We start from the raw sequence: 22309 nt of genomic DNA on the forward strand, positions 1-22309 counted from the left end.
CGTCAGGAGTCAGGGAACGCGAGTGAGCAGCAGATCGACGGGATGGGGCAGGATTCCGGGGGTGCCGGGCAACGAGATGTCGTGCAGGTAGTCGAGCAGCCGCCCGCGGGCGTCGGGTCGTAGCGCTCGCGAACGAGCACCGATGAGGAAGTCCAGCACCGCCTCGCCGCGTCCGAGCGGATCACTCAGTGCCTCGCGGGCATCGAGGTGTCCGACCAGGGTTTCGGTGCGCGGAGACAGGCCGCGGAGCTCGAGTTCGGACCGGACGTCCTCGGCGAACCACGGTTTCAGCCCGGCCCACGGGCAGAGCATCTCGGTCAGCACGCACAGCGGCTCCAGCGGCGCGATCGCGGCCAGCAGCAGACCGCCGGGCTTGACCATGCTCAGGGCATGGTCCACCGCCGCGGGCAGGTCAGCGACGTAGTAGAGCGAATGCACAAAGTGCACCAGGTCGGCGGGCTGACCGGCCTCGTGGTCGGCGAACTCTCCGATGACGACGGTCGGCGTCAGCGTCCCCGCATCGACTGCGGTCAGCCTCGCAGCGAAATCCGCCGCCGACGGTGCGTGCGGTTCGACCCCGGTGTAGCGCACCCGTCGTCCATCCGCGGCGAGCGCGGCTGCCAGCGGCGCATCGACACTGCCGTCACCCACGCCGACGCCGACGACCCGCACGGGGTCACAGTGCGCAAGCATCGGCGGCAGCGCGGTGGCCAGCCAGGACTGCAGTCGCGGCCGCTGATCGCTGGCCGCCTCGTACAGGGCGTGGGTGTGTGCGTACCGCTCCGGGGTCAACGCCGGCAGGTCCGGCCGGTCGAGGATCTGTGCCCTCAGTTCGTCGAGGGTCAGGGGCGGACCCATCACTGTCACTGACGCCAGTGTGCCCCGAAAACCCTGTCGAACGGCACGATGCCCGATGCCGACACCGTTGCGTAAGAATCGACCCTCGGAATCCGTGGTTGGGTTGAGCCATGAGCCGATCCGATACCGCCCAGCGCAGCCTGGACCACTGGAGCGAAGCCGGCCGATCGGAGATGCAGGCCTTTTATGCGCTGGCCACCGAGGACTACCGGCAACTCGCCGCCGCCCGGCAGTGGGAGGCCGACCTGGCCGAGCACGCCGTCGACGGTTCGGTGCGCCTGCTCGACGTGGCGTGTGGGAGCGGGAAGTTCCCGACGGCACTGCTGGCTGCGGGACTGCCCGCGCATCCCGTCGTCGAGGTCGACCTGCTCGATCCCTCCGCGTTCAGCATCGCCGAGGCGCGCCAGGCGCTCGCGCCACCGTTCGTCGCCACGGGCGAGCACGAAGTGTTCCTGCAGGACTTCGTCGGCACCGGATACGACGTCGCCTGGGCCACCCATGCGCTCTACGCGCTGCCTCCTGCCGAACTGGCCACCGGTGTCGCCAGAATCGTCGGCGCCCTTCGTCCCGGCGGGTTCGGAGCCGTCGCGCAGGCGTCGTCGCGGTCGCACTACCTGACCTTCTACGACGCCTACCGCGCCTCGTTCGCGCCCGACGCCACTCCCTACACCGACGCCGAGGGTGTTGCGTCCGCCCTTCGCGCAGCGGGCGCACCGATCGAGGTCCACGTGCTGCACTACCGCACGGGGACATCCGATCGTGTGGTCGCCGAGGGGTTCCTGCAGCGCTGCGCGTTCGACGACGCGGTATCGCTGGATCAGATGGAGGCCAGCGACGTGCTCGGGCAGTACCTGGCCGACTGCCGGGACACCGATGGCGCCTATGCGTTTCAGCACGAAGCCCACCTGATCACCTGGCAGCAGCCATGATTCGTAACCCGCACCTGTCCGAGTCCACCGCTGCGGGCACCGCGTCCAACGTTGCCGTCGAATGGGATCGCGGCAACGACCAGTGGTGGGACTGGTACATGTCGCTGGCCGACGGCCCTGAGCCCGACGGCCCCCTCGTCGATCCCGTGCCGCACGATCCGGGTCCGCTGCCCTCCGACGACGAGGTCGCCGCGGAACTCGCCGACCCGTACCCGATCACCGACGCCCACATCCGGCGCTTCCAGGCTGACGCGTTCATCAAGTTGCCCGGCGTTCTGACCCCCGGCACCGTCGAGCGGCTGCGGGCCCGGTTGCGCGAATTGCTCGACGCCGCAGTCGATCCCGCGGTCGGTTTCCAGAGCCGCGAGATGATGTGGCTCGATGACGACCTGATTCGCGCAGCAGTCCTGTCGCCGCGCATCGGCGGCATCGGAGCGGCCCTGCTGGGCACGGGTCAGGTGCGGCTCTACCACGACAACGCACTGTCGAAGCAGCCCGGCGCGGGACGCACCCCCTGGCACCACGACGCCCACCACTTTCCGCTGGACTCGCCCGATGTGCTGACGGCCTGGATCCCGCTGCAGCCCACCCCTCGCGAGATGGGCCCGCTGGCCTTCGCCCGCGGCTCCGATGTCGGAGAGTTGGTCGCAGGTCTGGAATTCGACAAGCACGGTACGTCCTACGACCGAGGGGTGTCGGAAGCGTTTCGCGCACATGCCGTTCAGGTCGAGGACGGGCCGTTCGCGGTGGGCGAGGTCAGCTTCCACGCGGCCAGCTGCTTCCACACCGCCGGGCCGAACCGGACGACCGCCGACCGCGTCGTGCTTGCCACGACGTACTTCGCCGACGGCACCCGGGTCGTGCCCAGCCCGACCATGGTCAGCGGTGACTGGCGCAAGTTCATCCCCGGCGTCGATCCGGGCCAGATCGTAGCGAGCCCCCGGAACCCACTGCTGGCACGGCCGAACGCCCGATAGGCAGTCAGCGTCAGAGAGCGGTGATCCGCATCTCGGTGCCCGGGTGGGAACTGACGGTGACGACGATCGTGCCGTCACCCGTCTCGAACGTGGTGTTCGCGTAGCCGACGAAGCCGTAGTGCCCGTCGATGGTCGACACCGCGGTGATGTCATCGCTGCCAGAGGCCCCGGTGTCGAGGTTCTCCCAGGTCGCGGTCACGGTCAGCGCGCAGGAACCGTCGTAGATACCGGCGTCGTAGTGGATCGCCACGCGGACACCGCCCTCGACACGGGCTTCGTCGACCTGCACCGGCGTCACCTGGGCCTCGGCGCTGACCGTGCCGGCGCAAGTCGGGGACGCCACCACCGGCACTCGCTCGAGTTGCGCGAAGGTCTCTGCCTGGGCCGTTGCCGTCCCCCACCAGGGCGCGGCCATCGCGACCGCGAGCGCGCCGGCAAAACGGAGTCGGATCATGCCTCTGTTATCGACGGCGGCCACAGCAGTGTTAGCGATGCCGCGCCGAAGGGGCCAACTCTACTGATCCATTCGCAGGGGTGACCCGTGATGACAGCATGCTGTCATGGTGTGTGATGCTATGCTGTCACGGTGCGCACTACTGTGACACTCGACGACGACACCTTGGCGGTGATCAAGCGACGAATGTCCGAGGACGGCCTTTCTTTCAAGGAAGCGCTGAACAACGCCATCCGCGAGAGCGCTGCCCGCAGGCCAGAACCGGCCGCATTCGTCACCCGAACGGCTGATCTCGGGGTGCCGTCAGTGAGTTTGGATCGCGCCCTCCAACTCGCCGCTGAACTCGAGGACGACGAACTCGTCCGCCGGTTGCGTCAGGGCGCATGAGAATCGTCGACGCGAATGTGCTTCTCTACGCAGTGAACTCGTCTTCGGACCACCACGACGCATGCCGACGATGGCTCGATGGTGCCCTGTCGGGTAGAGACGTCGTCGGACTCGCGTGGGTACCTATGCTGGCCTTCGCCCGCCTCGCCACAAAGCACGGACTGTTCCCGTCACCGATGAGTCCCGACGATGCCATGGCGCAGATCACCGCATGGTGCTCGGCACCGGGTGCCACGACCGTCAACCCGACCGCCCGGCACGCCGACCTCCTTTCCGGCCTACTGTCGACAGTCGGAGCAGGGGGCAACCTCGTCAACGATGCCCACCTGGCGGCACTTGCGCTCGAACACCGTGCTCGTATCGTCAGCTACGACAACGACTTCGACAGATTCAAAGGCGTGCAGCGGGACGTGCCGGAGTCGCTACTCGGCTGAGCTCTGCGCGCTGATGTCACGGGGCGCACATCGTGCGCTGCATGCCCCGACTGTGGCGCGGCGGGTCGCCGGGTTGCCCTGCGGCCGTCGGTGACGGGCAACGGCGGGACCGCACACGGAACGGCCGCGGGCAGACGTGGTGTCGGCCAGGGCGCCACGAAGCTGCGTGCGCGCCCGCGACACCCGCGACATCACGGTCCCGATCGGGATGTCCATCAGCACGGCGGTTTCAGCGTAGGTGTAGCCCTGGACGTCGGCGTAGTAGAGGACCATCCGGAAGCCTTCGGAGAGCCGGCCCAGGGCATCGCGGACCTCGCTGTCGGGCAGCGAATCCAGCACTTCCGCTTCGGCGGAGCGCAGGCCGGTGGACAGGTGCGCGCCGTAGCCCGCCAGTTCACGGTCGGTGATCTCCTCGGAGAGCACTTCAGCGGGCCGGCGCTCCTTCCACCGGTAGGCGTTGATCCACTGGTTGTGCTGGATCCGGAACAGCCATGCCTTGAGGTTGGTGCCGTCATTGAAGTGACGAAAACCTTTGTAGGCACGGATCAGCGTCTCCTGAAGCAGATCCTCGGCGTCGGCGTCGTTACGGGTGAGCCGTCGGGCTCCTCGCTGCAGGACGTCGGCCAGCGGCAAGACGTCCGTGGTGAACCGGGCTTTGAGTTCGGCGTCGTTGAGGACGGCCTCGTCGACGACGGCGTCATGGGCGATGGCGTTCATGGAAGTACCTCCGGTTTGATTTCGCTGCGAACCCGGATGGGCCGTCGAAATCAGACTGTCGGCATACAACGCTGGGGGGACCCTTGGTCACCCGTGGTCAAAGGTTCGTGGTGCCCGTAGTCAGTGGTGTCAGCCGGACCACGTGACGGTGCGCAGCTGCCTGCGCGACGTGATGCCCAGCTTCACGAACACTTTCCGCAGATGCCATTCGACTGTGTGCACGCTGATGAACAACTGGGCACCGATCTCCTGGTTGGTCAGACCGTCGGCGGCCAACTGTGCGATCTGCGCCTCCTGCGCCGTCAGCTCGTCGCCCGAGCTCAGCGGCTGCTTTCGGACCTTCTCGCCGACGGCGATCAACTCTTTGCGGGCCCGCTCGGCATAGGCCTGTGCGCCCATCTGGATGAACATCCCGTGGGCGTCGTTGAGGTGACGGCGGGCATCACCGCGGCGGTTCATGCGCCTCAACCACTCCCCGTAGGCCAGGTGCGTCCGCGCTCGGTGCACCACCACTCGCGATCGGCCCAGATGATCGAGGGCTTCGTTGAACAACCGGTCGGCATCTTCGTTGTCGGCCAGCATGGCCCTGGCACTGGCCATCGCGCCGAGACCCCAGGGGGTTCCACTGGAACCGGCGCGATCCTCGATGTGGGTGATCGCCCACTGCGCAGTGACCAGATCCCCGGTGTGCACGGCGGCTTCCACCAGCTCGTGCAGACACCAGCTGTAGAAACCGAGATCCTCATACTCGCAGGCATCACGCGCCGCGGCGAAGGCTTCCCGGTAGCGGCCGAGTCCGTTGTACAGCACCGCGGTCGCATACCCGGTCAACCCGACCAGGCGTCCTTCGCCACGTGCTACCGCGTCGGCAGCGGCCGCGTTGATCAACCGCAGGGCCTCCACGGCATCCCCGCGCCATGCGGACAGCGTGAGTGCGTAGTACCGGACCGGGCCGTTATGTGTGGTGGCCGCCGTGATGGTCTGCGCTTCGGCGATCAGCGTTGCCGCAGTGGCGAATTCGCCGAGCAAGAGCTGCACACCGGCCCGGTACACCAGCGCCTTCGGGAGGCCCGCCAAGGCGCCCGCGGTCCGGGCCTGGGATACCACCGCCGCCGACAGTGAATCGACCAGCGTTTCGTCCCACAACTCGTGGGCCGCAGATTCCTGCAAGATCGGGAACGCCGGTACAAGCCACCGCAGAAGCTGACCGGGATCGGCCGATGCCAACTCGCGCATCGCGTCCAGCGCGGTGCGCAGATTCTCGACAGCGCCGACCCCACCGGTGATCCGCTCGGTCATCCCGCGGAAGAAGAGGTCCACCGCGCGTGGCAACTCCGATGTGCGGGCCATGGCCGAGCGGGCCGCTTCCGCAGCGTCGAGGAGAGCCCCGGGCTCCCCCAGTCGGCCGGCGTACATCAGCGCGGCGAACGCCTCGAGGTAGGTCTCACGAGAGGCGAAGCCGTCGACGTCCTCCAATTGCTCCGCGGCCTCGAGCAACGCCGGTGCGGTTTCCCCGACCGACGGCGCCCCGCTGTCCCCCGCCCGGCTGCCCTCGAACTGCATCTGGGCACGTAGCCGGGCGGCGCGGGCGCGCTGGAGTTCCGACAACGGCGTCGACTCAGCGATGGTCAACAGTTCATAGGCCGTCGCGGTTGCTGCGGAGTCGCGTTTGGCCTGCGCAGCAGCCAGAGCCCGGCTTCCACGAAGCTCGGGATCGGCGGTTAGCACAGCCGCACGCTCCAGGAAGCTGGCGGCCGCGGCGATTCCGCCCCGGCTCTGCGCCCGGCCTGCCGATGCCTCGAGTTCGGCGGCGATCGCGTCGTCGGTACCGGCCACCGAGTTGGACGCGTGCCAAGCCCGACGGTCGGGATCGGAGTCGGCTTTGGTGGCGGCGGCAAGCGCCCCGTGGATCGCTCGGCGGTCGGTGAGATCGGCGGCACGGTAGGCGGCCGAGCGCATCAGCGGGTGATAGAAGCGCATGCGGGGGCCGAACTCGATCACACCGGCCGATTCCGCGGGGGCCAGCGCGTCCACAGCGATACCGAGCATCGCGGCAGCGCGCAAGAACAGGGCGGAATCGCCCACGGGTTCGGCAGCGGCGATCAGGAGTAGTCGACGTGTCTCGTCCGGTAACGCCTGGATCCGCCGGACGTAACTCTCCTCGATCCGACTCGGTGAGGTCTGCGCGTCGACAGTCCAGAATCCGCCGGCGAGTTCCGCCGCGGTGTACGCGCGCGGCACTTCGAGCAATGCCAGCGGGTTGCCGCGGGTTTCGGCGACCACTCGGTCTCTGACACCCGGGTCGATACCGCCGATCATCACCTGGTCCAACAGGTTTCGCGCGTCGGCGGGCGGCAGACCGTGGACGGGCAGTTCGGGCAGTCCTGTCAGGACCTCGGCCCCCTCGTTGCGTGCGGCGAACACCAATGCCACCGGCTCGGCCATCAACCTGCGCGCGACGAAGCTCAGCGTCTGCACCGATACCTGGTCCAGCCAGTGGGCGTCGTCGATGACACACAGCAGCGGCCGATCTCGTACCGCCGCCGCGAGCAGGCTCAACACCGCCAATCCGACGAGGAAGCGTTCGGGCGCAGGGCCGACGCCCATTCCGAAGGCGACCGAAAGCGCGTCACGCTGCGGGGGCGGCAGGTCGTCGAGGTGCCCCAACAGCGGGGCACACAACTGGTGCAGGCCCGCGTACGCCATCTCCATGTCGGACTCGACGCCGGAGACCTGGACGCAGCGCACACCCTCGGCCTGCTCCAGCAGGTAACCGAGCAGAGCTGTCTTGCCGACGCCCGCCTCACCGCGCAGCACGAGTACGTGCGGCCTGCCCGTTCGCACGGTGGACGTCACCTCGTGCAGCGCCGCGGTCTCTGCGTTCCGGCCGTGCAGCGCTCGTCCTCGAGCTCGGCTCGACATTTCGCACCACCGCGTCCGCTCGGGAATTCCACCGTCTGTGTGCCTGGTCAAAGCCTCGGCCCGGATGGATGGTAACGAGAGGACGCGCCCGCGGTCTAGCCGTCCGTGATGAACGTGACCGTCTCGGGCAATGGCGCCCGGCCGGTGCGGGCATACCCGACGGTGAGGTCCTCGTACCCGATGGACATGCCGCAGAACAACGTGAGTCCCTCGGCCGGCTCTACTATTTCTGCGACGGTCTCGCGGGTGGTCGACCACGCCATCTGAGGACAGCTGTGCAATCCTTCGGCACGAAGCAACAGCATGACGGTCTGCAGGTACATACCGACGTCGGCCCACTGAGGCAATCCCAGCCTGTGGTCGACGTAGCAGAATAGCGCGGCGGGCGCCCCGAAGCAATCCCAGTTGCCGATTGATGCGCGATGCCGCGCTTCCCAGTCGTCGCGCACGATGCCGAGGGCGCCGTAGCGTTGTTCGGCGAAATCGCGGCGCCGGTCGCTGTACGGCGGTTCCAATGCGGCAGGGTACATTTCGAACTCCCGCTCATCCCAGGGATCTCCGGCGGCAACACGTTCGACTGCCCGCTTCTTCAGTCGGGCCAACGGTTGCCCGGTCACGACGTAGATGCGCCACGGCTGCAGATTCGACCCCGAAGGCGCCCATGCGGCCGCAGCGAGAACGCGCTCCAGAATCTCCGCGGGCACAGGCTCGTCGGTGAACCCGCGTACGGCACGGCGGGTGGTGACCGCCTCGTAAACGTCCATGGTGTTCCTATCGTGGTCGATAATGCGCTCAGCTTCTGGCCGCTTTCTCGAGAATCCAGTCCTCGAAGCGGATGTCGAACAACGTCGCCCCGGGTCCGGGGACCAGGGTGCGCTCGCTGATGTCGACGCCCCAGTAGCGTGCAGCGGGATCGGCGACCACCTCGCGGCTGTCGCCACGCGCTGTGAGCGCGGTACGGATCAATTCGGGGAGTCGGAACTGTTCGGGGCCACCGACTTCGGCGATCCCGTTGACCGGTTGGTTCACCGCAGCGATGGCCACAGCTTCGGCGACATCGGTGGTGTCCATGGGCTGTATCAGTGCATCCGGTAGCCGCACCGTGCCGTCGACGGTCGCGGAATCCGCGATGACGGTGAGGAACTCGAAGAACTGCGTCGCCCGCACGATCGTGTACGGGACGCCACCGGTGGCGATCAGCGATTCCTGCGCCAACTTCGCTTTGAAATAACCACTTTCGCGGGCCAACAGCTCGGTTCCGACCACCGACAACGCCACATGGTGCGCGACGCCGGCCTGCGTTTCCGCAGCAAGCACATTGGTGGTCGACACGTTGAAGAACTCCTGAGCAGCCGCCTCCTCGAAGGTCGGTGAGTTGGTGACGTCCACAACCGCCTGCGCCCCCACCAGCACGGAGGACAATCCCTCACCGGTGAAGCCGTTGACACCGGTAGACGGTGCCGCAGCCACGACGTCGTGACCCCGCTCGGTCAGCCCCTGAACCACCTTCGATCCGATTCGGCCTGTACCGCCGATGACAACGATCCTCATGGTGACCTCTTCTGTTCGCTTGATGTGAGGCGACGTGATCACCGCCTCCGACCGCCAGAACCCCGCGCCCGACGCCGATTCATCCCCTGAGGCCGTCGTCACTGCCGGATGACCAAGCGGGGCCTGGGCGGTTTCTGCAGATGACCGAGGAGAGGACAGTCATGGAACTACACGATCGTCGAGCGCTCGTCACCGGCGGCACCGCCGGGATCGGCCTGGCCAGTGCTCGGCTGCTGGCCGAGGCCGGCGCCGAGGTGTCGATCACCGGCCGCGACGCCGCTCGCGGGGCGGCCGCGGCCGCGACTCACGAACGAATCCGCCTCATCCAGGCCGATATCGCCGATGTCGACTCCGTCAGAGCGCTGGTACGGCAGGCAGGCGACATCGATGTACTCGTCAACAACGCGGCCAGCTTTCCCGGTGCGCTGACCGTCGACCAGGCCGCCGGCTCCTTCACGCGCACCTTCGACACCAACGTGCGCGGGTGCTACTTCCTGACCGCTGCACTGGCCCGAGGCATGCTCGAGCGACAGCACGGCAGCATCGTCAACATCACGTCGATGGTGGCCTCCAAAGGAGTTCCCGCCGCTTCGGTCTACAGCTCGTCGAAAGCGGCCCTCGAGTCGCTGACCCGCACCTGGGCCGCTGAGTTCGGGAGCAGCCAAGTCCGCGTCAACGCAGTCGCGCCGGGGCCTACACGAACTGCAGGCGTGATCGCCGAATGGGGCGACACCAACGAAGAGCTCGGCCGCGCACTGCCTTTGGGCCGGGTGGCCGAGCCCGAGGAGATTGCACACGCCGTTCTGTTCCTGGCCTCCCCGCGAGCGAGTTTCATCACCGGAGCGGTGCTGCACGTCGACGGTGGCGGGACCGCGATCTGACCTGGACGCCTCGCAGAGTGCCCGGCTACCGTTGACCTGGTGACAGTGTCAAAGTCGCGCGTCGCCCGGTTCTACGCCAGTGGAACCGTCGTCCTCGCGCTGATCGCGGCCACGTCGTGCGGGCACGCCACGCAGCCGCCGGCAGACACCACTACGTCGGCCACCACCGTTCCCCAGGTGACGTCCGTTCCCGCGGTGGCTCCCGTTCCCGAGGTGAATACGGGGGCCGATTTCTCACCCGTCTCCCGTCTGGTGAACGATGCGATTGCGGCGCAACGGATGCCCGGCGCAGTGGTCCAGATCGGGCACGCAGGCAAGGTCGTCTTCCGGGAGGCGTTCGGCTCGCGCAAGCTCGCGGACGAACCGGGACTCCACGGGGTTCCAACGCCCGCTGAGCCGATGACCGAGGACACGATCTTCGACCTGGCATCGTTGACCAAGAGTGTCGCGACGACGCCGGCTTTTCTGCAGCTCCATGAGAAGGGCCTGGTTCAGATCGACGAGCCGGTGCAGCGGTACCTGCCGGACTTCAATCCCGCCAACGACCCGCGACGGGCGCAGGTGACACTGCGGATGTTGCTGACACACACGTCGGGCATTGCGGGAGATCTGAGCCTGGACGGTCCCTGGGGGCTCGACCCAGCCGATGAGGCCGAGGGCATCCGCCGAGCGCTCGGGGCATGGGTGGTGTTCGATCCCGGAACGGCCTTCCACTACTCCGACATCAACTTCATCCTGGTCGGCGCGATCATCACGAAGATCACCGGCGAGCCGCTGGGTACATATGTGCCTGCGAATGTTTTGGCACCGCTGGGAATGTCAGACACCCGCTACCTTCCGGCGGCCAAAGCATGCGGGCCGCACCAGATCCGGGGCACCGCGATCACCCTCGGACAGAACGCGCCCTGGTCGGGTCAGTGTCCGGCGGGTACGTGGAGCACCGCGCTCCTGCCACGCATCGCACCGACGGCGCATGACGGCGACACTCCGGGCCTCAACCCCGACTTCGGGCACCTGCTTCGCGGCACCGTGCACGACCCCACGGCCCGCCGCATGGGTGGGGCGACCGGCAGCGCCGGGGTGTTCTCGACAGCAGATGACGTCGGCCGCTACGCGCAGGCGCTCCTTGATCGTCTCGCCGGGCGGCCGAGCACCTTTCCGCTGACGCAAGCCACCCTGGAAGTGATGACCAGCCCGCAGCAGCCGGGACACACCGCGGGACAGCTCGAGGCAGCCGACAATGCCTCCCGAGAAGCGACCGCTCCGAACTATCCGGCGCTGGCGGGACAGGACCTCCGCGGATTCGGTTGGGATATCGATACAGCCCACTCCCGACCACGCGGCATGATCTTTCCCGTCGGCAGCTTCGGCCACACCGGCTTCACCGGCGTGACGCTGTGGATGGACCCGGGATCGAACACCTACGTCGTCATCCTGGCCAACGTGATCCACCAGCGCGGCGGTCCACCCATCGCGGCGCTGAGCGGCGACGTCGCGACGACGACAGCCCAGATTCTGGGCCTTTACGGCAGCTGAGGTTTCGCCTCCGCCGCCAGGCTGCGTCCGACGCTTCGCGCAACCTCCGAGGAGAGTTCGGCCACCGAGACGTCGCGGGCCGTCGAGAGAGCCATCATCGCGGTGCCCCGGAGCAATCCGATGACCGCCACGGCAGCGACGTGCGGGCTGGCCTCAGGCCGGATCGAGCCATCGTCCATCCCGTCCTGGACGTACTGCTCGAGTAGGTCTCGAAAGCTTGCATCGCGCTCGGCGAACAACGGTGCGAGCGACGGTTCCGCTCCCGCCGACTCGGTCCACAGCTTCAAGAACGCCTCCGAGCGTGGCGAGCGTTCGTGCATGCCGCTCAGGTACGCCTCGACGAACTGCGTCAAGCGGTCCAACCCTGTGAGGGCGTCGGTCGGGACGTCGAACTGCTGAGTGTGCTTGATGAGTTCTTCGAGTAGCCGGGCCCTGCTGCCGAAGTGATGGTTGACGATGCCGCGGCTGTAGCCGGCGGCCTCGCCGACAGCAGCCAGCGACACCGCCCGCGACCCGTGGGCGGCGACCAACGACGTCGCGGCATCGAGTACTCGCCGTCGAGTCTCCGCGCGGCGTTCGGCCTGCGTTCGCCTGCCCACCTGCGCGTCAGTCATGGCGGACATTCTCCCCCATTCACGTGTCGGAGCCCTCCGCTAAGTTGTGTGTCGTCTAGCAAGTAACTACGAAGGAGAGTCCTCACATGTCCGTCCTCGATGCATCCGATCTCGAGAACTTTGTCGCCGCTGACCCGAATAGCCCCGTGGTGATGTTGAATCTGCTGCGCTTCGTGCCTGATGGCGCTGCCAAGTACCTGCAATACATCGAGCGCTTCAGCAGTTCCGGCGTCAAGGATCGCTACGGCGTGTCAGTCGTCTACGGCGGCGTCGGGCATCCATCGCTCGTCGCCGCTGAAGGAGGCGACTGGGACATGGTCGCGCTGATCAGCTACCCGAGTCGGCAGAACTTCGTCGACATGGTCAACGATCCGGACTACCAGGAGTTCGAACACCTGCGCGCCGAGTCGGTCGCCGTTGCCGTGCTGCAGCCCACCACCCCCGCCCTGTGATCCGCCCGTGAATGCGTCGGTGGCGATATCCCGGGGTCCGCCTCTAATCGGGTTGTTGCATCGGTGGTCGGCCGCCGCCGACAGAGGTCATGTTCTGAGTGCCGATCACCGACAACAGCGACAGCGCCTGATGTGAAGGCGTGCCTGGCTCTGCGGTGAAGACAACGATGTGTTGGTCGCGGTCCGGAACCATCAACAGATTGCAGTGCAATTCGAGTGGCCCCACCATGGGGTGGGTCATCGACTTCATCTGGTGACGAGGGACTACAGTGTCGACCTGATGCCACAGATTCTCGAATTCAGCACTGGTGGAACGTAATTCCGCGATGAGCGCGCGTATCTCGCCGTCGCGGGGATACCGTTCGGCCGCGGCGCGGAGCTGGCTGGCGGCGAGCTTCGCAAAATCCTCGCTTCCATTGACGCCGTAGTGGCGCTGCGCAGTGTCAGCCTCGAGGAAGAACGCTCTGATCAGGTTGCGCTTCGGCTGCTCCACAGTGGAGAAGTCTTCAAAAAGGGCTGCTGCCAGGTGATTCCACGCGAGAATGTCGAACTTGGCGTCGAGGATCAGTGCGGCGGTGCCGGGCATCCGGTTGATCAGGTCGAGCACGCTGGGCGTCACGTCGCGTCGCGGGTTCGTCGTGTCGCTGTCGGGTGAGCGCCCGGACAAGGTGAACAGCAGGGTGCGCTCGTCATCGCTCAGCCTCAACGCGTGACTCAAGCTGTTGAGCACGTCTGATGAGGGACGCGACGCACGGGCTTGTTCGAGCTGGGAGTAGTACGACGCGGAGATGTGTGCGAGCGTTGCGACTTCCTCGCGTCGCAAGCCGGCGGTTCGGCGGGGACCGTCGAGGGGGAGGCCGACGTCGGTGGGATCGAGCCGAGCGCGGCGATCCCTCAGGAACCTCGCCATCGGCCGTTGATCCATGAGTGTCAGTATGCCGCGGAGCGCCGGTCCCTACCTGACACAGCTTGTGCCTGGCACGGGGCCGCCGCCCGCGCAAACCTTGAGGAATGAGCAATTCAACCAAAATCGCACTGGTCACCGGTGGCAACAAGGGAATCGGGAACCACATCGTCCGCCAGCTCGCCGGGCAGGGCGTGCATGTCTATCTCGCGGCCCGCGATGCAGTCCGTGGACAGGCGGCCGCCGCCGACCTGACCGCTGAGGGGCTCGACGTCGAGTTCGTTCACCTCGACGTCACCGACAGCGCGTCCGTTATCGCCGCCGCCGAACAGATCGATCACACCGACGGCCGTCTGGACATCTTGGTCAACAACGCCGCCATCACCAGCGGCGCCGACCCCGCATCGGAGGTGACCGTCGATGATCTGCGGCGCACCTACGAGACCAACGTCTTCGGGGTCGTCACCGTCACCAACACATTCCTCCCGCTGCTGCGCAGATCGGGTTCGCCGCGGATAGTCAACGTCTCCAGCGGAATGGGATCCATCGCTCTCATCGCCGACCCGACTGTCGAGATCACCAAGCTGAACCAGGCTGCCTACCAGTCCTCGAAATCAGCACTCAATGCGTTGACCGTGTTGTACGCCAACGAATTACGTGGTGCCGGCATCAAGGTGAACGCGGTCTGCCCGGGCTACCGGGCCACTGAACTCAACGGTGGACTGCCCACTCCGGGAGCCGGCGACCCGGCTGACGGAGCAACCGTCGCAGTGACGATGGCCCTCATCGACGATGACGGGCCCACCGCCGAGTTCCGCGGCGACACCGGCGACCTCTACCCGTGGTAGCCGAATCGCGGTCGTCGAAGCCCACCCGGAATAGTGCCTACCGGCCGGACGTTGCCCGACGCAGGGTGAACCCAACGCACGGAGGCGATACATGAAGATCGGCATCATCGGGGCAGGACTCATCGGCGGCACGCTGGCACGCAGGTTCCGGGAACTCGGACACGAGGTGACGGTGTCGAACTCGCGCTCCCCTGAGACTCTGGCCGACCTCGCTGCCGAAACCGGTGCAACGGCGGCGTGGGCCAAGGACGCCGCGGCCGACGCCGACCTCGTCGTGGTGAGCATCCCGCAGAAGAACGTCCCCGACCTCGCGGCCGGAATCGTCGATGCCCGCAAGCCGGGTGCGCCGGTGATCGAGACCAACAACTACTACCCCCAGCAGCGTGACGGTGAGATCACCGCGATCGAAGACGGTCAGGTCGAGAGTGCATGGGTCGCCGAGCTCATTGGCGCACCGGTGTACAAGGTGTTCAACGGGATCTGGTGGAAGCACCTGCTCGAGAGCGGGAAGCCCAGCGGCACACCCGACCGCATCGCGCTGCCGATCGCGGGTGAGGACGGGCCCGGCCGTGAACTCGTCCACGACATCGCCGACCAACTCGGGTTCGATCCTGTTGATGCCGGCCCGATCTCCGAATCGTGGCGTCAGCAGCCCGGCACGCCGGTTTACGGCAAGGACCTGGACGCGGAGAACACCCGTACTGCGCTCGCCGAGGCGAGCCCGGAGCGGACAGCGGAATGGAGCGCGCGTACGGCGTGAGTCAGTCGTCGCGGGCTCAGCCAGGTGCCTGCCAGGATCGGTCAACTAGGCTGGGTTAACCGGTGGGCGCAGCTTCGACCCCCGCTCCCCTGGTTCAGGAATTCACTCGAGGGAGAACTATGCGCCGGCGGCTACCGAATCGGGCGATGACGGGACTGGCGATCATCTGTGTGGCAATGCTCGCCACTGGATGTGCCCAGGTGCATGGTGCGCCGCCGGTTGCGGAGAACACTCCGCAGTCGCTGCCCCAGGCCCCGCCGGCTTCACTGCCTGCGCTGCCCGAAGCCCCGCCGCCCGCCCAACCCGCGCCGTCGTTCGACGGACTCGATGCCCGGGTCCGCCAAGCCACCGCTGACGCAGCCTCCTCGGGGGCCGACATCGAGACCGCTGTGCTGGACCGTGACACCGGACAGCTCGTCTCCGACGGCACCAACTCATCCTTCCCGATCGCGTCGGTGGTGAAGCTGTTCATCGCCGACGACCTGCTGCTGCGGGAGTCGCAGGGGGAAACGGAACTTTCCCCTGCCGACCGCAGGTCACTGGACATCATGCTGCGCTCCTCCGACGACAGCGCAGCCCAGAGCTTCTGGGATCGCAGCGGCCAGAACGCCGTCATCGCCCGCGTCAAGGCGCGGTACGGGTTGCCTGGAACCACCGCGCCCTCCAACGGACGCTGGGACGTGACAACCAGCACCGCAAGCGATCTCGTGAGTTACTACGACAAACTGTTGAACGGCACCGGAGGACTGCCAGCCGAACAGGCCAACATCATCATCGGCAACCTCGCGCAGTCCACACCGACGGGAAACGACGGGTACCCGCAGCGGTTCGGCATCCCTGAAGGGCTCTACGGCGAGCCGGTTGCCGTCAAGCAGGGCTGGTTCTGCTGCTGGAACGGCGGCAACCAGCTACATGTGTCCACCGGCGCCATCGGACCCGACCGTCGCTACGTGATGGCGATCAGCTCCCTGGACCCCACCGACGAAGCCACGGCACGCGAGCACATCACCCAGGCCGTCGAGACGATGTTCCCCGGCGGAAAGATCTAAACCCGTTCTGCGGCCGTCACGGTGCGTAGTAGTCGTTACCGCGGGAGAATTCGACGAACGTGCACGGTTGCTCGCCGACGGTCCACGCGTCGTGGCCCGGCGGGAGCAGCATGACGTCACCGGCGCCGAAGGTCTCCTCCGCACCGTCGGCCATCCGCACCGCCAGCGTCCCGGATACGACGTACGCCACGTGGGGCAACTCGCACAGTTCCGTTCCTGCATAGGCTTGCAGATCATTCGACCATCGCGCGCCGACGTCGAACGTCACCTCCGTGACCGCAACGCCGTCGAGTTCGGCCGTACGCTTCGAGATCAGGCCGTGCACATCACTGTCGATGCGAGCCAGAGATGCCTTCTGCATTGCGGGATTGTGGACAGCCATTGAGTTCTCCTCCTGATGTGTCAGTCCGATTCTGCACGGCGTGACGCGTATCAATGCGATTCGGACGCTGCCTCTTTCGCCGCGTCGACGTCGGACGAGGTGAGAACGCCGTCGGGGTCGACCAGATCAGTGGTGCGGCCGTCGAGTTCTGCTCGGCGTTTGGCCTCCAACAGCATCCGGCGGGCCACGTCGTTGACGCGGTCGACCCGGCTGAGATCAAAAGTGAGCCGGTCTGTGCCGGTGGTGTCATTCTCCAAGGCGTGCAGGACTGCCTCCGCACCGCTGAACTGCACGGTGCCCTGCAGCTCCAGTACCGCCTCTTTCTCGCCGCGGACATAGAAATCCCTGACAACTGTGGCGCCCTGGGGTTCGGCTTCGGCGAGGTGCATGCCCATGTCGTCGGAGAGCTTGCGGAAGGCGCGGACGCCACGCACGCTGTTGCCGTGCTCATCGAGCGGCGGCGACACCACCGCCAGACCGCATTGCCCCGGTAGCGCCCCGATCAACCCGCCTGATACACCACTCTTGGCGGGAATCCCGACCGTGGTCAGCCATTCTCCGGCCGCGTCGTACATCCCACAGACGGTCATCACCGACAGCGTTTGGCGGGCTACCCGGCGGCTGACGACCTGCTGACCAGTGACCGGGTGAACCCCCATGTTCGCCAGCGTGGCGCACATCATGGCCAGATCGCGGACATTCACGCCGATCGAGCACTGCCGCGTGTAGCCCTCCACGACGTCGTGTGGAGCATCGTCGATGATGCCGTAGTTCTTCAGCATGTGCGCGATCGCCAGATTGCGATCGGCTGTGTCCAGTTCAGACCGGCACACTGCCTCATCCACGGACAGTTCACGGCCGGCCAGCTCGGAGAAGAACGAGCGGACTCGCTCGACACGTTCTTCCACGTTCGATGACCGGCCGACCAGCAGTTGATGCACCGCGATCGCGCCGGCGTTGATCATGGCGTTCTTCGGACGTCTGGTCCCGTGCTCCAGGGACAACTCGTTGAAGGCCTCACCAGAAGGTTCGACTCCGACGGTCTCGTGAACCGCGTCCAGACCCAGATCCGTCAACGCCGCAGCGTAGGCGAACGGTTTGGAGATCGACTGGATCGAGAACGTGTAGTCGTCGTTCCCAGCGCTGTGCGTCCGCCCGTCAGCCACCGTCAGGGCGATGCCGAACGTGTCCGGATCAGCGCGCGCCAATTCCGGTATGTAGTCGGCCAACTCCCCCTGACGATCATCCTTGAACGTCTCGATGATCTCGTCGAGGTAATCGGGCACCGGCGATTTCATCGATCTCTCCTTCGACTGGTCCTCTGCATCGATGTCTGACACTGCAGTGTGCCAGCCACATCCACGAGCCGATCGTCCGTCACTTGCCGGGGTCCGGAGAATGTCGGCACGCGGACCCAACAACCGTCGTCTGGGTGAGTATCGCCGCGGCAAGGGGTTCGATCACCGGAGCACCGAGCGCGTGGCCCATGTCCGGGACCGTCACGAGACGAGCGCTGCCAATGAGTTCGGCGAGGTGCGTGGCGTGCGGCGGAGGGTTGATCGGGTCGGCTGGTCCCAAGTTAAGCTGCTGGCAGCACCGCTACACAGCGCGTGGGTACCCAACCTCAGTCCTTGGCGAGAGTGCGTGCGTCGCGGCCGGAATAGATATCGTCGGGGCGCAGTAGTGGACCGCCGGTCACCACCTGCTCGACGCTGTGAGCACTCCAACCCGCGATTCTCGATCCGGCCAGGAACGCGTCCATGAAGTCGTCGGGCACGCCGATGCCGTCGAGAACCACCGGCAGCCACAGGTCTGGATTGGCAGGAAGCCGACGGTCGGCGCTGCGAGCCGCGAGTGCCGCCTCTGCCGCCCGCTGATAGGCATCCGCCGCAGCAATCAGAGGTGCGTCAACACTCTCGGCGAGTCCCCGCAGAATCGGCACCCGCGGATCCTGTTCGCGGTACACCCGGTGGCCCATACCGGGCAAGCGGCGGCCGGCGGCCAGCAGCCGTTCGACGTAACTCGGCGCGGCAGCAGGATCAACGCTCAGTTCCCGCAGCAACATCATCGCCCCGCGCGTGGCGCCGCCATGGCGTGGTCCGCCGATGGCGGATAACCCAGCGCTGAGGCAAGCCGCCGCGTCGGCTCCGGTGCTGGCCACCACTCGGGCCCCGAAAGTTGATGCGGTGGTGCCGTGCTCAGCCACTGTCGACAGCATCGAGTCCACCACCCGAACCACTGCCGGTTCGAGTTCACCGCGCCACGCCAGCACCAACCGCTCAGCCACGCTCAGCGACATCAAGTCCATTGGCGGGGTCTCGTTGGCGCCATCAGCGCGCGAAGACAGCAGCACTCCGAGCCCGACCGCGTACGCCATCGACAACAGAGCCAGGTCGTCGCGCAGAGCGCCGGCGTCCCCGCCTTGGGTAACTTTCATTTCCCGGCCTTGCCCCAGCCGTAGGATCATCCGCTGCAGAGACACCCTGGGGTTCCCCGAGACGTCGAGAGCGGCGACCACTTCGGTGTCGGCGATCTGAGCCAACGTGCCTGCGCCGGGATCGTCGTCGACCAACAGCCGCCACACATCGTCATAGGGGCGTACGCCCACGAGGTCGCGGATATCTACACCACGAAATCGCAGCTTGTCACCGAGGCTCGAGGGTTGACAGATCGCAGTGGTGAAGGCGGTGACACCTACGAAACCGGGACACAACCGCGTCGTCTCGTTGAATTGTGTTGCGGGCACTTCGGGCACCGCACACCTCCTCAGTCAGTAATCGGTATGCCTGTTCAGCCGACGGTCAGATCGAACACCGGCAGATCCTCAGTGGCTATGCGGATCACGCATTTCTGCTTGTCGATCCGTCGAGCGCTGTGCACCTCGAGTTCGTTCGCGCCGGCGGCGAGCCGATAGAGATAGCGACCGCCGAGGTACGCCACCGATAGGACCCGGCAAGGCAGGTCGGCGTGGCCCGTGGCAACGTCGGTGTCGAGGATCTCGAGTTGCTCCGGTCGCAATGCGATGGTGACCCGGTCGCCGGGTTGCCGCTGACTGTCAGTCACTTCGGTGCTCAGCTCCGGACCTGGCGCGTCACCTTGAGCCTCGCCATCCAGTCCGATGGTCAACTGCCGTCCGTTCGAATGGGTGACCGTGCCGTCAACGAAGTGCGTGGTGCCGATGAATTCCGCGACCAACTTCGAAGCCGGCTTCTGATACAGCGTCTCTGGGGCGTCGACCTGCTGCACCGTTCCGCGGTCCATCACCGCTATCCGGTTGCTGAGCGACAGCGCTTCCTCTTGATCGTGCGTGACGTACACCGTGGTCAGCCGCGTCTCCTCGTGGATCTCGCGCAGCCAGATGCGTGCTTGGGTCCGTAGCTTCGCGTCCAGATTCGAAAGCGGCTCGTCGAGCAGCAGCACCTTGGGCTCGGCGACAATGGTGCGCGCCAGCGCCGCCCGCTGTTGCTGACCGCCAGAGAGTTCATGCGGGTAGCGCTCCGCAAGGCGCTCCAGACCAACTAGTTCGAGCGCGTTCTGGATCCGCTCACGCTGCTGGTCACGTGGCACCTTCTTCAGCTTGAGGCCATACCGGAGGTTGTCGTAGACGTTCATGTGCGGCCACAACGCATAGGACTGGAAAACCAGCCCACAGTCACGCTTCTCGGGCATCACGAATACGCGTTTCGCCTTATCTGAGACCACCCGGTCACTGATACTCAACCGGCCGCCGTCGGGCTCCACGAGCCCCGCGATCATCGACAGCAGCGTGGACTTGCCGCACCCGCTGGGCCCCAGCAGTGTGAAGAACTCGCCACCTCGAATGTCGAGGCTGACGTCGTCGACGGCGGCGACGTCACCGTACCGCTTCGTCAGGCCTTCAATACGGATGTCAGCCATGGGCTTTCACTCCCGTCAGACGCTTCCCGATCAGCACGACGACCGTGCCGAGGGCGATCTGGATCATGGCGAAGGCGGCCACGGCGCCGACGATGCCCTGATCCCAAAGTTGGAGCATCGACGTGCCGATGACGTTGACGCCGGGCGAGATGAGATAAACCGCGGACGCATACTCCCGCAGGAAGTGCGAGAACAGCACGATATAGGCCCCTGCCACCGCCGGCGCTGAAAGTCGCAGTGTCATCGCGGTAGTGGCGCGCAGCCACGACGCACCGGCCATCCGGGCAGCGTTGTCGAGGTCGCGATGGACACCGATGAACGCTGGCACCACCAGGCCGATACCCAGCGGCAGGAACCGGATGATGAACGCGAAAACGAGGATCCACAAGGTCCCGCGCAGCGGATCCATGAACGGGAACATGAACATTGCCCAGAACACCCCGATGCTGACGACGATCGCGGGTAGCGCCCGGGGTGTGACAGAAAGAAAGTCGAGTGATTTACGAAGCCGGAAGTCGGACCGGTAGGCCACCAGGCCGATCGTCGCCGCCAGTGCGGCCGCGATCGCCGCGCCCACCAATGCGACGATCAGGCTCGTCTGGATCGAGGACATGTACGACGGCGTACTGAAGATCTGCTCGAAATTGCCCAGTGTCAGCGAATCTCCCAGAGGAACAAAAGGGCTCAGAATCTGAGTCATCGACCGCAGCACGATTCCCACGATCGGGATGAACGAGGCGAAGAGCACAAAGCCTCCGACCGACAGCGCGATGGGCCACCGCAGCGCGCCAAGCGCCAACCGCCGGGGCTGAGTTGCTTTGCCGGTGACGGTGACGAAACGCTGTTTGTCACCCAAGATTCGGCCCTGCACCCAGATCAGCAACGCCGCAAAGGCGATCAATGCGATCGACGCGGCGGCCAGCAGACCGTAGTTGGGGTTCGGGCGCACCAATCCCTCCATGTAAAGGAAGCTCGCGAACATCTCGATTCCCGAGGGCTTTCCGAGAATCAAGGGGATCGACAGTGATTCCAACGCGGCGATGAACACGAGCAGGATGCTGTACAGCATCGCCGGACGCATCAGCGGGAGCGCCACAGTGCCGATCACTCGCCATGGTGATGCGCCCAGCGTGCGTGCCGCTTCCTCGAGTGCGGGATTGAATGACTGCAGCGAGCGTGTCGCGAACATATACACCAAGGGGGCCTCGGCGATTCCGGCTACAACTGCCATCCCAGGCAAGGTGTACAGCCAGCCTGGGCCCTGCCTCATCCCGAACAGGTTCGCGATCCCACTCGTCACATATCCGGCGGGTCCGTAGACGATGACCCAACCGAATGCGAGCACAAGCGCTGAGGTGTACAGCGGCCAGCTGAACACCGCCGAGATGACGCGGCGCCCAGGCAAGTCCGTCCGGATGACCAGAAAGCCCACTCCCAGCCCCAACACGACGGCGAGTGCTGTGGTCATGAAAGCGAATCCGATGGTGTTGAGCAACATTGTGCGCACCTCGCCGGAGACGGCCAGTTGCGCATAGTTGTCCAGGGTGAACGAGCCGTCGTCGTACAGCGGAGCGTCGAGGAAGGACTGCCAAACGACCGGCAACACCGGGGCAAGCACGATGAAGCCCGTGACCGAGAGAACCGCCCACTGGAATGCCCGCTGGCGCGGTCCCGAGGGGGCCGCCACCGCGGCATCGCCGGACCGTGTCCGACGCACCATGGTGTCTGTGGTCACCGAATTCCCTCTGCTTTCTGCC

General features: G+C 66.1%; 22 protein-coding genes and 1 pseudogene. 10 read left to right on the top strand and 13 right to left on the bottom strand.

The window, feature by feature from the left end:
* Nucleotides 1-9: 9 nt before the first annotated feature.
* A complete protein-coding gene (locus ABDC78_RS28985) occupies nt 10-858 on the bottom strand; it encodes a methyltransferase domain-containing protein (protein WP_256735916.1) in 849 nt (282 codons plus the stop codon).
* Nucleotides 859-968: 110 nt separating this feature from the next.
* On the opposite strand from ABDC78_RS28985, the gene ABDC78_RS28990 reads away from it, so the two are divergent.
* The gene (locus tag ABDC78_RS28990; protein ID WP_178357658.1) at nt 969-1787 is read left to right on the top strand and encodes a class I SAM-dependent methyltransferase; all 819 of its coding nucleotides are present in this window, start codon (nt 969-971) and stop codon (nt 1785-1787) included.
* Nucleotides 1784-2764: a phytanoyl-CoA dioxygenase family protein gene (locus ABDC78_RS28995; protein WP_178357659.1), complete on the top strand. Its 981-nt coding sequence runs from the start codon at nt 1784-1786 to the stop codon at nt 2762-2764. Before ABDC78_RS28990 ends, ABDC78_RS28995 begins: the two co-directional genes overlap by 4 nt.
* Before the next feature lie 10 nt (nt 2765-2774).
* On the opposite strand, the gene ABDC78_RS29000 is transcribed toward ABDC78_RS28995, so the two are convergent.
* Nucleotides 2775-3218, bottom strand: a complete 444-nt coding sequence (locus ABDC78_RS29000; protein WP_178357660.1) for a hypothetical protein — start codon at nt 3216-3218, stop codon at nt 2775-2777.
* Nucleotides 3219-3350: 132 nt separating this feature from the next.
* Here ABDC78_RS29000 and ABDC78_RS29005 point away from each other — a divergent pair, with 132 nt between their 5' ends.
* Together ABDC78_RS29005 and ABDC78_RS29010 are read left to right on the top strand one after the other, a co-directional pair.
* A complete protein-coding gene (locus ABDC78_RS29005) occupies nt 3351-3605 on the top strand; it encodes an antitoxin (RefSeq protein WP_178357661.1) in 255 nt (84 codons plus the stop codon).
* Nucleotides 3602-4039, top strand: coding sequence for a type II toxin-antitoxin system VapC family toxin (locus ABDC78_RS29010; protein WP_178357662.1), 438 nt, complete (start codon nt 3602-3604; stop codon nt 4037-4039). Before ABDC78_RS29005 ends, ABDC78_RS29010 begins: the two co-directional genes overlap by 4 nt.
* Nucleotides 4040-4180: 141 nt before the next feature.
* Here the strand turns inward: ABDC78_RS29010 and ABDC78_RS29015 are convergent.
* The 4 genes and pseudogenes from ABDC78_RS29015 to ABDC78_RS29030 all read right to left on the bottom strand — a co-directional run.
* Nucleotides 4181-4756: pseudogene (locus ABDC78_RS29015) on the bottom strand (sigma-70 family RNA polymerase sigma factor); the annotation flags it as partial.
* A gap of 129 nt (nt 4757-4885) precedes the next feature.
* Nucleotides 4886-7678, bottom strand: coding sequence for a helix-turn-helix transcriptional regulator (locus ABDC78_RS29020; RefSeq protein WP_178357664.1), 2793 nt, complete (start codon nt 7676-7678; stop codon nt 4886-4888).
* A gap of 95 nt (nt 7679-7773) precedes the next feature.
* Nucleotides 7774-8442, bottom strand: a complete 669-nt coding sequence (locus tag ABDC78_RS29025) for a nitroreductase (protein WP_178357665.1) — start codon at nt 8440-8442, stop codon at nt 7774-7776.
* Between the two features lie 28 nt (nt 8443-8470).
* A complete protein-coding gene (locus ABDC78_RS29030) occupies nt 8471-9229 on the bottom strand; it encodes an SDR family oxidoreductase (RefSeq protein ID WP_178357666.1) in 759 nt (252 codons plus the stop codon).
* A gap of 161 nt (nt 9230-9390) precedes the next feature.
* On the opposite strand from ABDC78_RS29030, the gene ABDC78_RS29035 reads away from it, so the two are divergent.
* A complete protein-coding gene (locus ABDC78_RS29035; protein WP_178357667.1) occupies nt 9391-10110 on the top strand; it encodes an SDR family oxidoreductase in 720 nt (239 codons plus the stop codon).
* Between the two features lie 177 nt (nt 10111-10287).
* Nucleotides 10288-11646: a serine hydrolase domain-containing protein gene (locus ABDC78_RS29040; RefSeq protein ID WP_347133549.1), complete on the top strand. Its 1359-nt coding sequence runs from the start codon at nt 10288-10290 to the stop codon at nt 11644-11646.
* Here ABDC78_RS29040 and ABDC78_RS29045 read toward each other — a convergent pair.
* Entirely contained in the window at nt 11634-12260 is a 627-nt protein-coding gene (locus ABDC78_RS29045) for a TetR/AcrR family transcriptional regulator (protein ID WP_178357669.1), read from the bottom strand. The two genes, ABDC78_RS29040 and ABDC78_RS29045, sit on opposite strands and share 13 nt — an antisense overlap.
* 86 nt (nt 12261-12346) lie before the next feature.
* On the opposite strand from ABDC78_RS29045, the gene ABDC78_RS29050 reads away from it, so the two are divergent.
* Nucleotides 12347-12712 (top strand): DUF1330 domain-containing protein, encoded by a 366-nt coding sequence (locus ABDC78_RS29050; RefSeq protein WP_178357670.1) that lies wholly within the window; start codon nt 12347-12349, stop codon nt 12710-12712.
* 43 nt (nt 12713-12755) lie between these two features.
* Here the strand turns inward: ABDC78_RS29050 and ABDC78_RS29055 are convergent, their stop codons facing one another.
* On the bottom strand, nt 12756-13637 hold the full coding sequence (locus tag ABDC78_RS29055; RefSeq protein WP_178357671.1) for a helix-turn-helix transcriptional regulator: 882 nt from the start codon (nt 13635-13637) through the stop codon (nt 12756-12758).
* Nucleotides 13638-13723: 86 nt separating this feature from the next.
* Between ABDC78_RS29055 and ABDC78_RS29060 the strand changes: the two genes are divergently transcribed.
* From ABDC78_RS29060 to ABDC78_RS29070, 3 genes are all read left to right on the top strand, one after another.
* Nucleotides 13724-14464 (top strand): SDR family oxidoreductase, encoded by a 741-nt coding sequence (locus ABDC78_RS29060; RefSeq protein ID WP_178357672.1) that lies wholly within the window; start codon nt 13724-13726, stop codon nt 14462-14464.
* A gap of 91 nt (nt 14465-14555) precedes the next feature.
* On the top strand, nt 14556-15224 hold the full coding sequence (locus tag ABDC78_RS29065; protein WP_178357673.1) for an NAD(P)-binding domain-containing protein: 669 nt from the start codon (nt 14556-14558) through the stop codon (nt 15222-15224).
* 119 nt (nt 15225-15343) lie between these two features.
* Nucleotides 15344-16273, top strand: coding sequence for a serine hydrolase (locus tag ABDC78_RS29070; protein ID WP_178357674.1), 930 nt, complete (start codon nt 15344-15346; stop codon nt 16271-16273).
* Nucleotides 16274-16289: 16 nt separating this feature from the next.
* On the opposite strand, the gene ABDC78_RS29075 is transcribed toward ABDC78_RS29070, so the two are convergent.
* From ABDC78_RS29075 to ABDC78_RS29095, 5 genes are all read right to left on the bottom strand, one after another.
* Nucleotides 16290-16655 (bottom strand): cupin domain-containing protein, encoded by a 366-nt coding sequence (locus ABDC78_RS29075; RefSeq protein ID WP_178357675.1) that lies wholly within the window; start codon nt 16653-16655, stop codon nt 16290-16292.
* 50 nt (nt 16656-16705) lie between these two features.
* Nucleotides 16706-17953, bottom strand: a complete 1248-nt coding sequence (locus ABDC78_RS29080) for a glutaminase (protein ID WP_178357676.1) — start codon at nt 17951-17953, stop codon at nt 16706-16708.
* A 326-nt stretch (nt 17954-18279) separates the two neighbouring features.
* Nucleotides 18280-19410 carry a citrate/2-methylcitrate synthase gene (locus ABDC78_RS29085; protein ID WP_178357677.1) on the bottom strand — a complete coding sequence of 377 codons (1131 nt, stop codon included), beginning with the start codon at nt 19408-19410 and terminating at the stop codon, nt 18280-18282.
* 35 nt (nt 19411-19445) lie between these two features.
* Entirely contained in the window at nt 19446-20552 is a 1107-nt protein-coding gene (locus tag ABDC78_RS29090) for an ABC transporter ATP-binding protein (RefSeq protein ID WP_178357678.1), read from the bottom strand.
* Nucleotides 20545-22287: an iron ABC transporter permease gene (locus ABDC78_RS29095; protein WP_178357679.1), complete on the bottom strand. Its 1743-nt coding sequence runs from the start codon at nt 22285-22287 to the stop codon at nt 20545-20547. Before ABDC78_RS29095 ends, ABDC78_RS29090 begins: the two co-directional genes overlap by 8 nt.
* Between the last annotated feature and the right edge of the window lie 22 nt (nt 22288-22309).

The organism is Mycobacterium sp. DL, assembly GCF_039729195.1.
GTDB classification, from domain to species: domain Bacteria; phylum Actinomycetota; class Actinomycetes; order Mycobacteriales; family Mycobacteriaceae; genus Mycobacterium; species Mycobacterium hippocampi_A.

What these genes read in the sequence shown, in the direction of transcription:
- ABDC78_RS29010 (WP_178357662.1), top strand. Translation starts at nt 3,602, where the DNA reads ATGAGAATCGTCGACGCGAATGTGCTTCTCTACGCAGTGAACTCGTCT.
- ABDC78_RS29080 (WP_178357676.1), bottom strand. Translation starts at nt 17,953, where the DNA reads ATGAAATCGCCGGTGCCCGATTACCTCGACGAGATCATCGAGACGTTC.
- ABDC78_RS29050 (WP_178357670.1), top strand. Translation starts at nt 12,347, where the DNA reads ATGTCCGTCCTCGATGCATCCGATCTCGAGAACTTTGTCGCCGCTGAC.
- ABDC78_RS29075 (WP_178357675.1), bottom strand. Translation starts at nt 16,655, where the DNA reads ATGGCTGTCCACAATCCCGCAATGCAGAAGGCATCTCTGGCTCGCATC.
- ABDC78_RS29025 (WP_178357665.1), bottom strand. Translation starts at nt 8,442, where the DNA reads ATGGACGTTTACGAGGCGGTCACCACCCGCCGTGCCGTACGCGGGTTC.
- ABDC78_RS29065 (WP_178357673.1), top strand. Translation starts at nt 14,556, where the DNA reads ATGAAGATCGGCATCATCGGGGCAGGACTCATCGGCGGCACGCTGGCA.
- ABDC78_RS29035 (WP_178357667.1), top strand. Translation starts at nt 9,391, where the DNA reads ATGGAACTACACGATCGTCGAGCGCTCGTCACCGGCGGCACCGCCGGG.
- ABDC78_RS29070 (WP_178357674.1), top strand. Translation starts at nt 15,344, where the DNA reads ATGCGCCGGCGGCTACCGAATCGGGCGATGACGGGACTGGCGATCATC.
- ABDC78_RS29090 (WP_178357678.1), bottom strand. Translation starts at nt 20,552, where the DNA reads ATGGCTGACATCCGTATTGAAGGCCTGACGAAGCGGTACGGTGACGTC.
- ABDC78_RS29020 (WP_178357664.1), bottom strand. Translation starts at nt 7,678, where the DNA reads ATGTCGAGCCGAGCTCGAGGACGAGCGCTGCACGGCCGGAACGCAGAG.
- ABDC78_RS29030 (WP_178357666.1), bottom strand. Translation starts at nt 9,229, where the DNA reads ATGAGGATCGTTGTCATCGGCGGTACAGGCCGAATCGGATCGAAGGTG.
- ABDC78_RS28985 (WP_256735916.1), bottom strand. Translation starts at nt 858, where the DNA reads ATGGGTCCGCCCCTGACCCTCGACGAACTGAGGGCACAGATCCTCGAC.
- ABDC78_RS28995 (WP_178357659.1), top strand. Translation starts at nt 1,784, where the DNA reads ATGATTCGTAACCCGCACCTGTCCGAGTCCACCGCTGCGGGCACCGCG.
- ABDC78_RS29055 (WP_178357671.1), bottom strand. Translation starts at nt 13,637, where the DNA reads ATGGATCAACGGCCGATGGCGAGGTTCCTGAGGGATCGCCGCGCTCGG.
- ABDC78_RS29000 (WP_178357660.1), bottom strand. Translation starts at nt 3,218, where the DNA reads ATGATCCGACTCCGTTTTGCCGGCGCGCTCGCGGTCGCGATGGCCGCG.
- ABDC78_RS28990 (WP_178357658.1), top strand. Translation starts at nt 969, where the DNA reads ATGAGCCGATCCGATACCGCCCAGCGCAGCCTGGACCACTGGAGCGAA.
- ABDC78_RS29060 (WP_178357672.1), top strand. Translation starts at nt 13,724, where the DNA reads ATGAGCAATTCAACCAAAATCGCACTGGTCACCGGTGGCAACAAGGGA.
- ABDC78_RS29045 (WP_178357669.1), bottom strand. Translation starts at nt 12,260, where the DNA reads ATGACTGACGCGCAGGTGGGCAGGCGAACGCAGGCCGAACGCCGCGCG.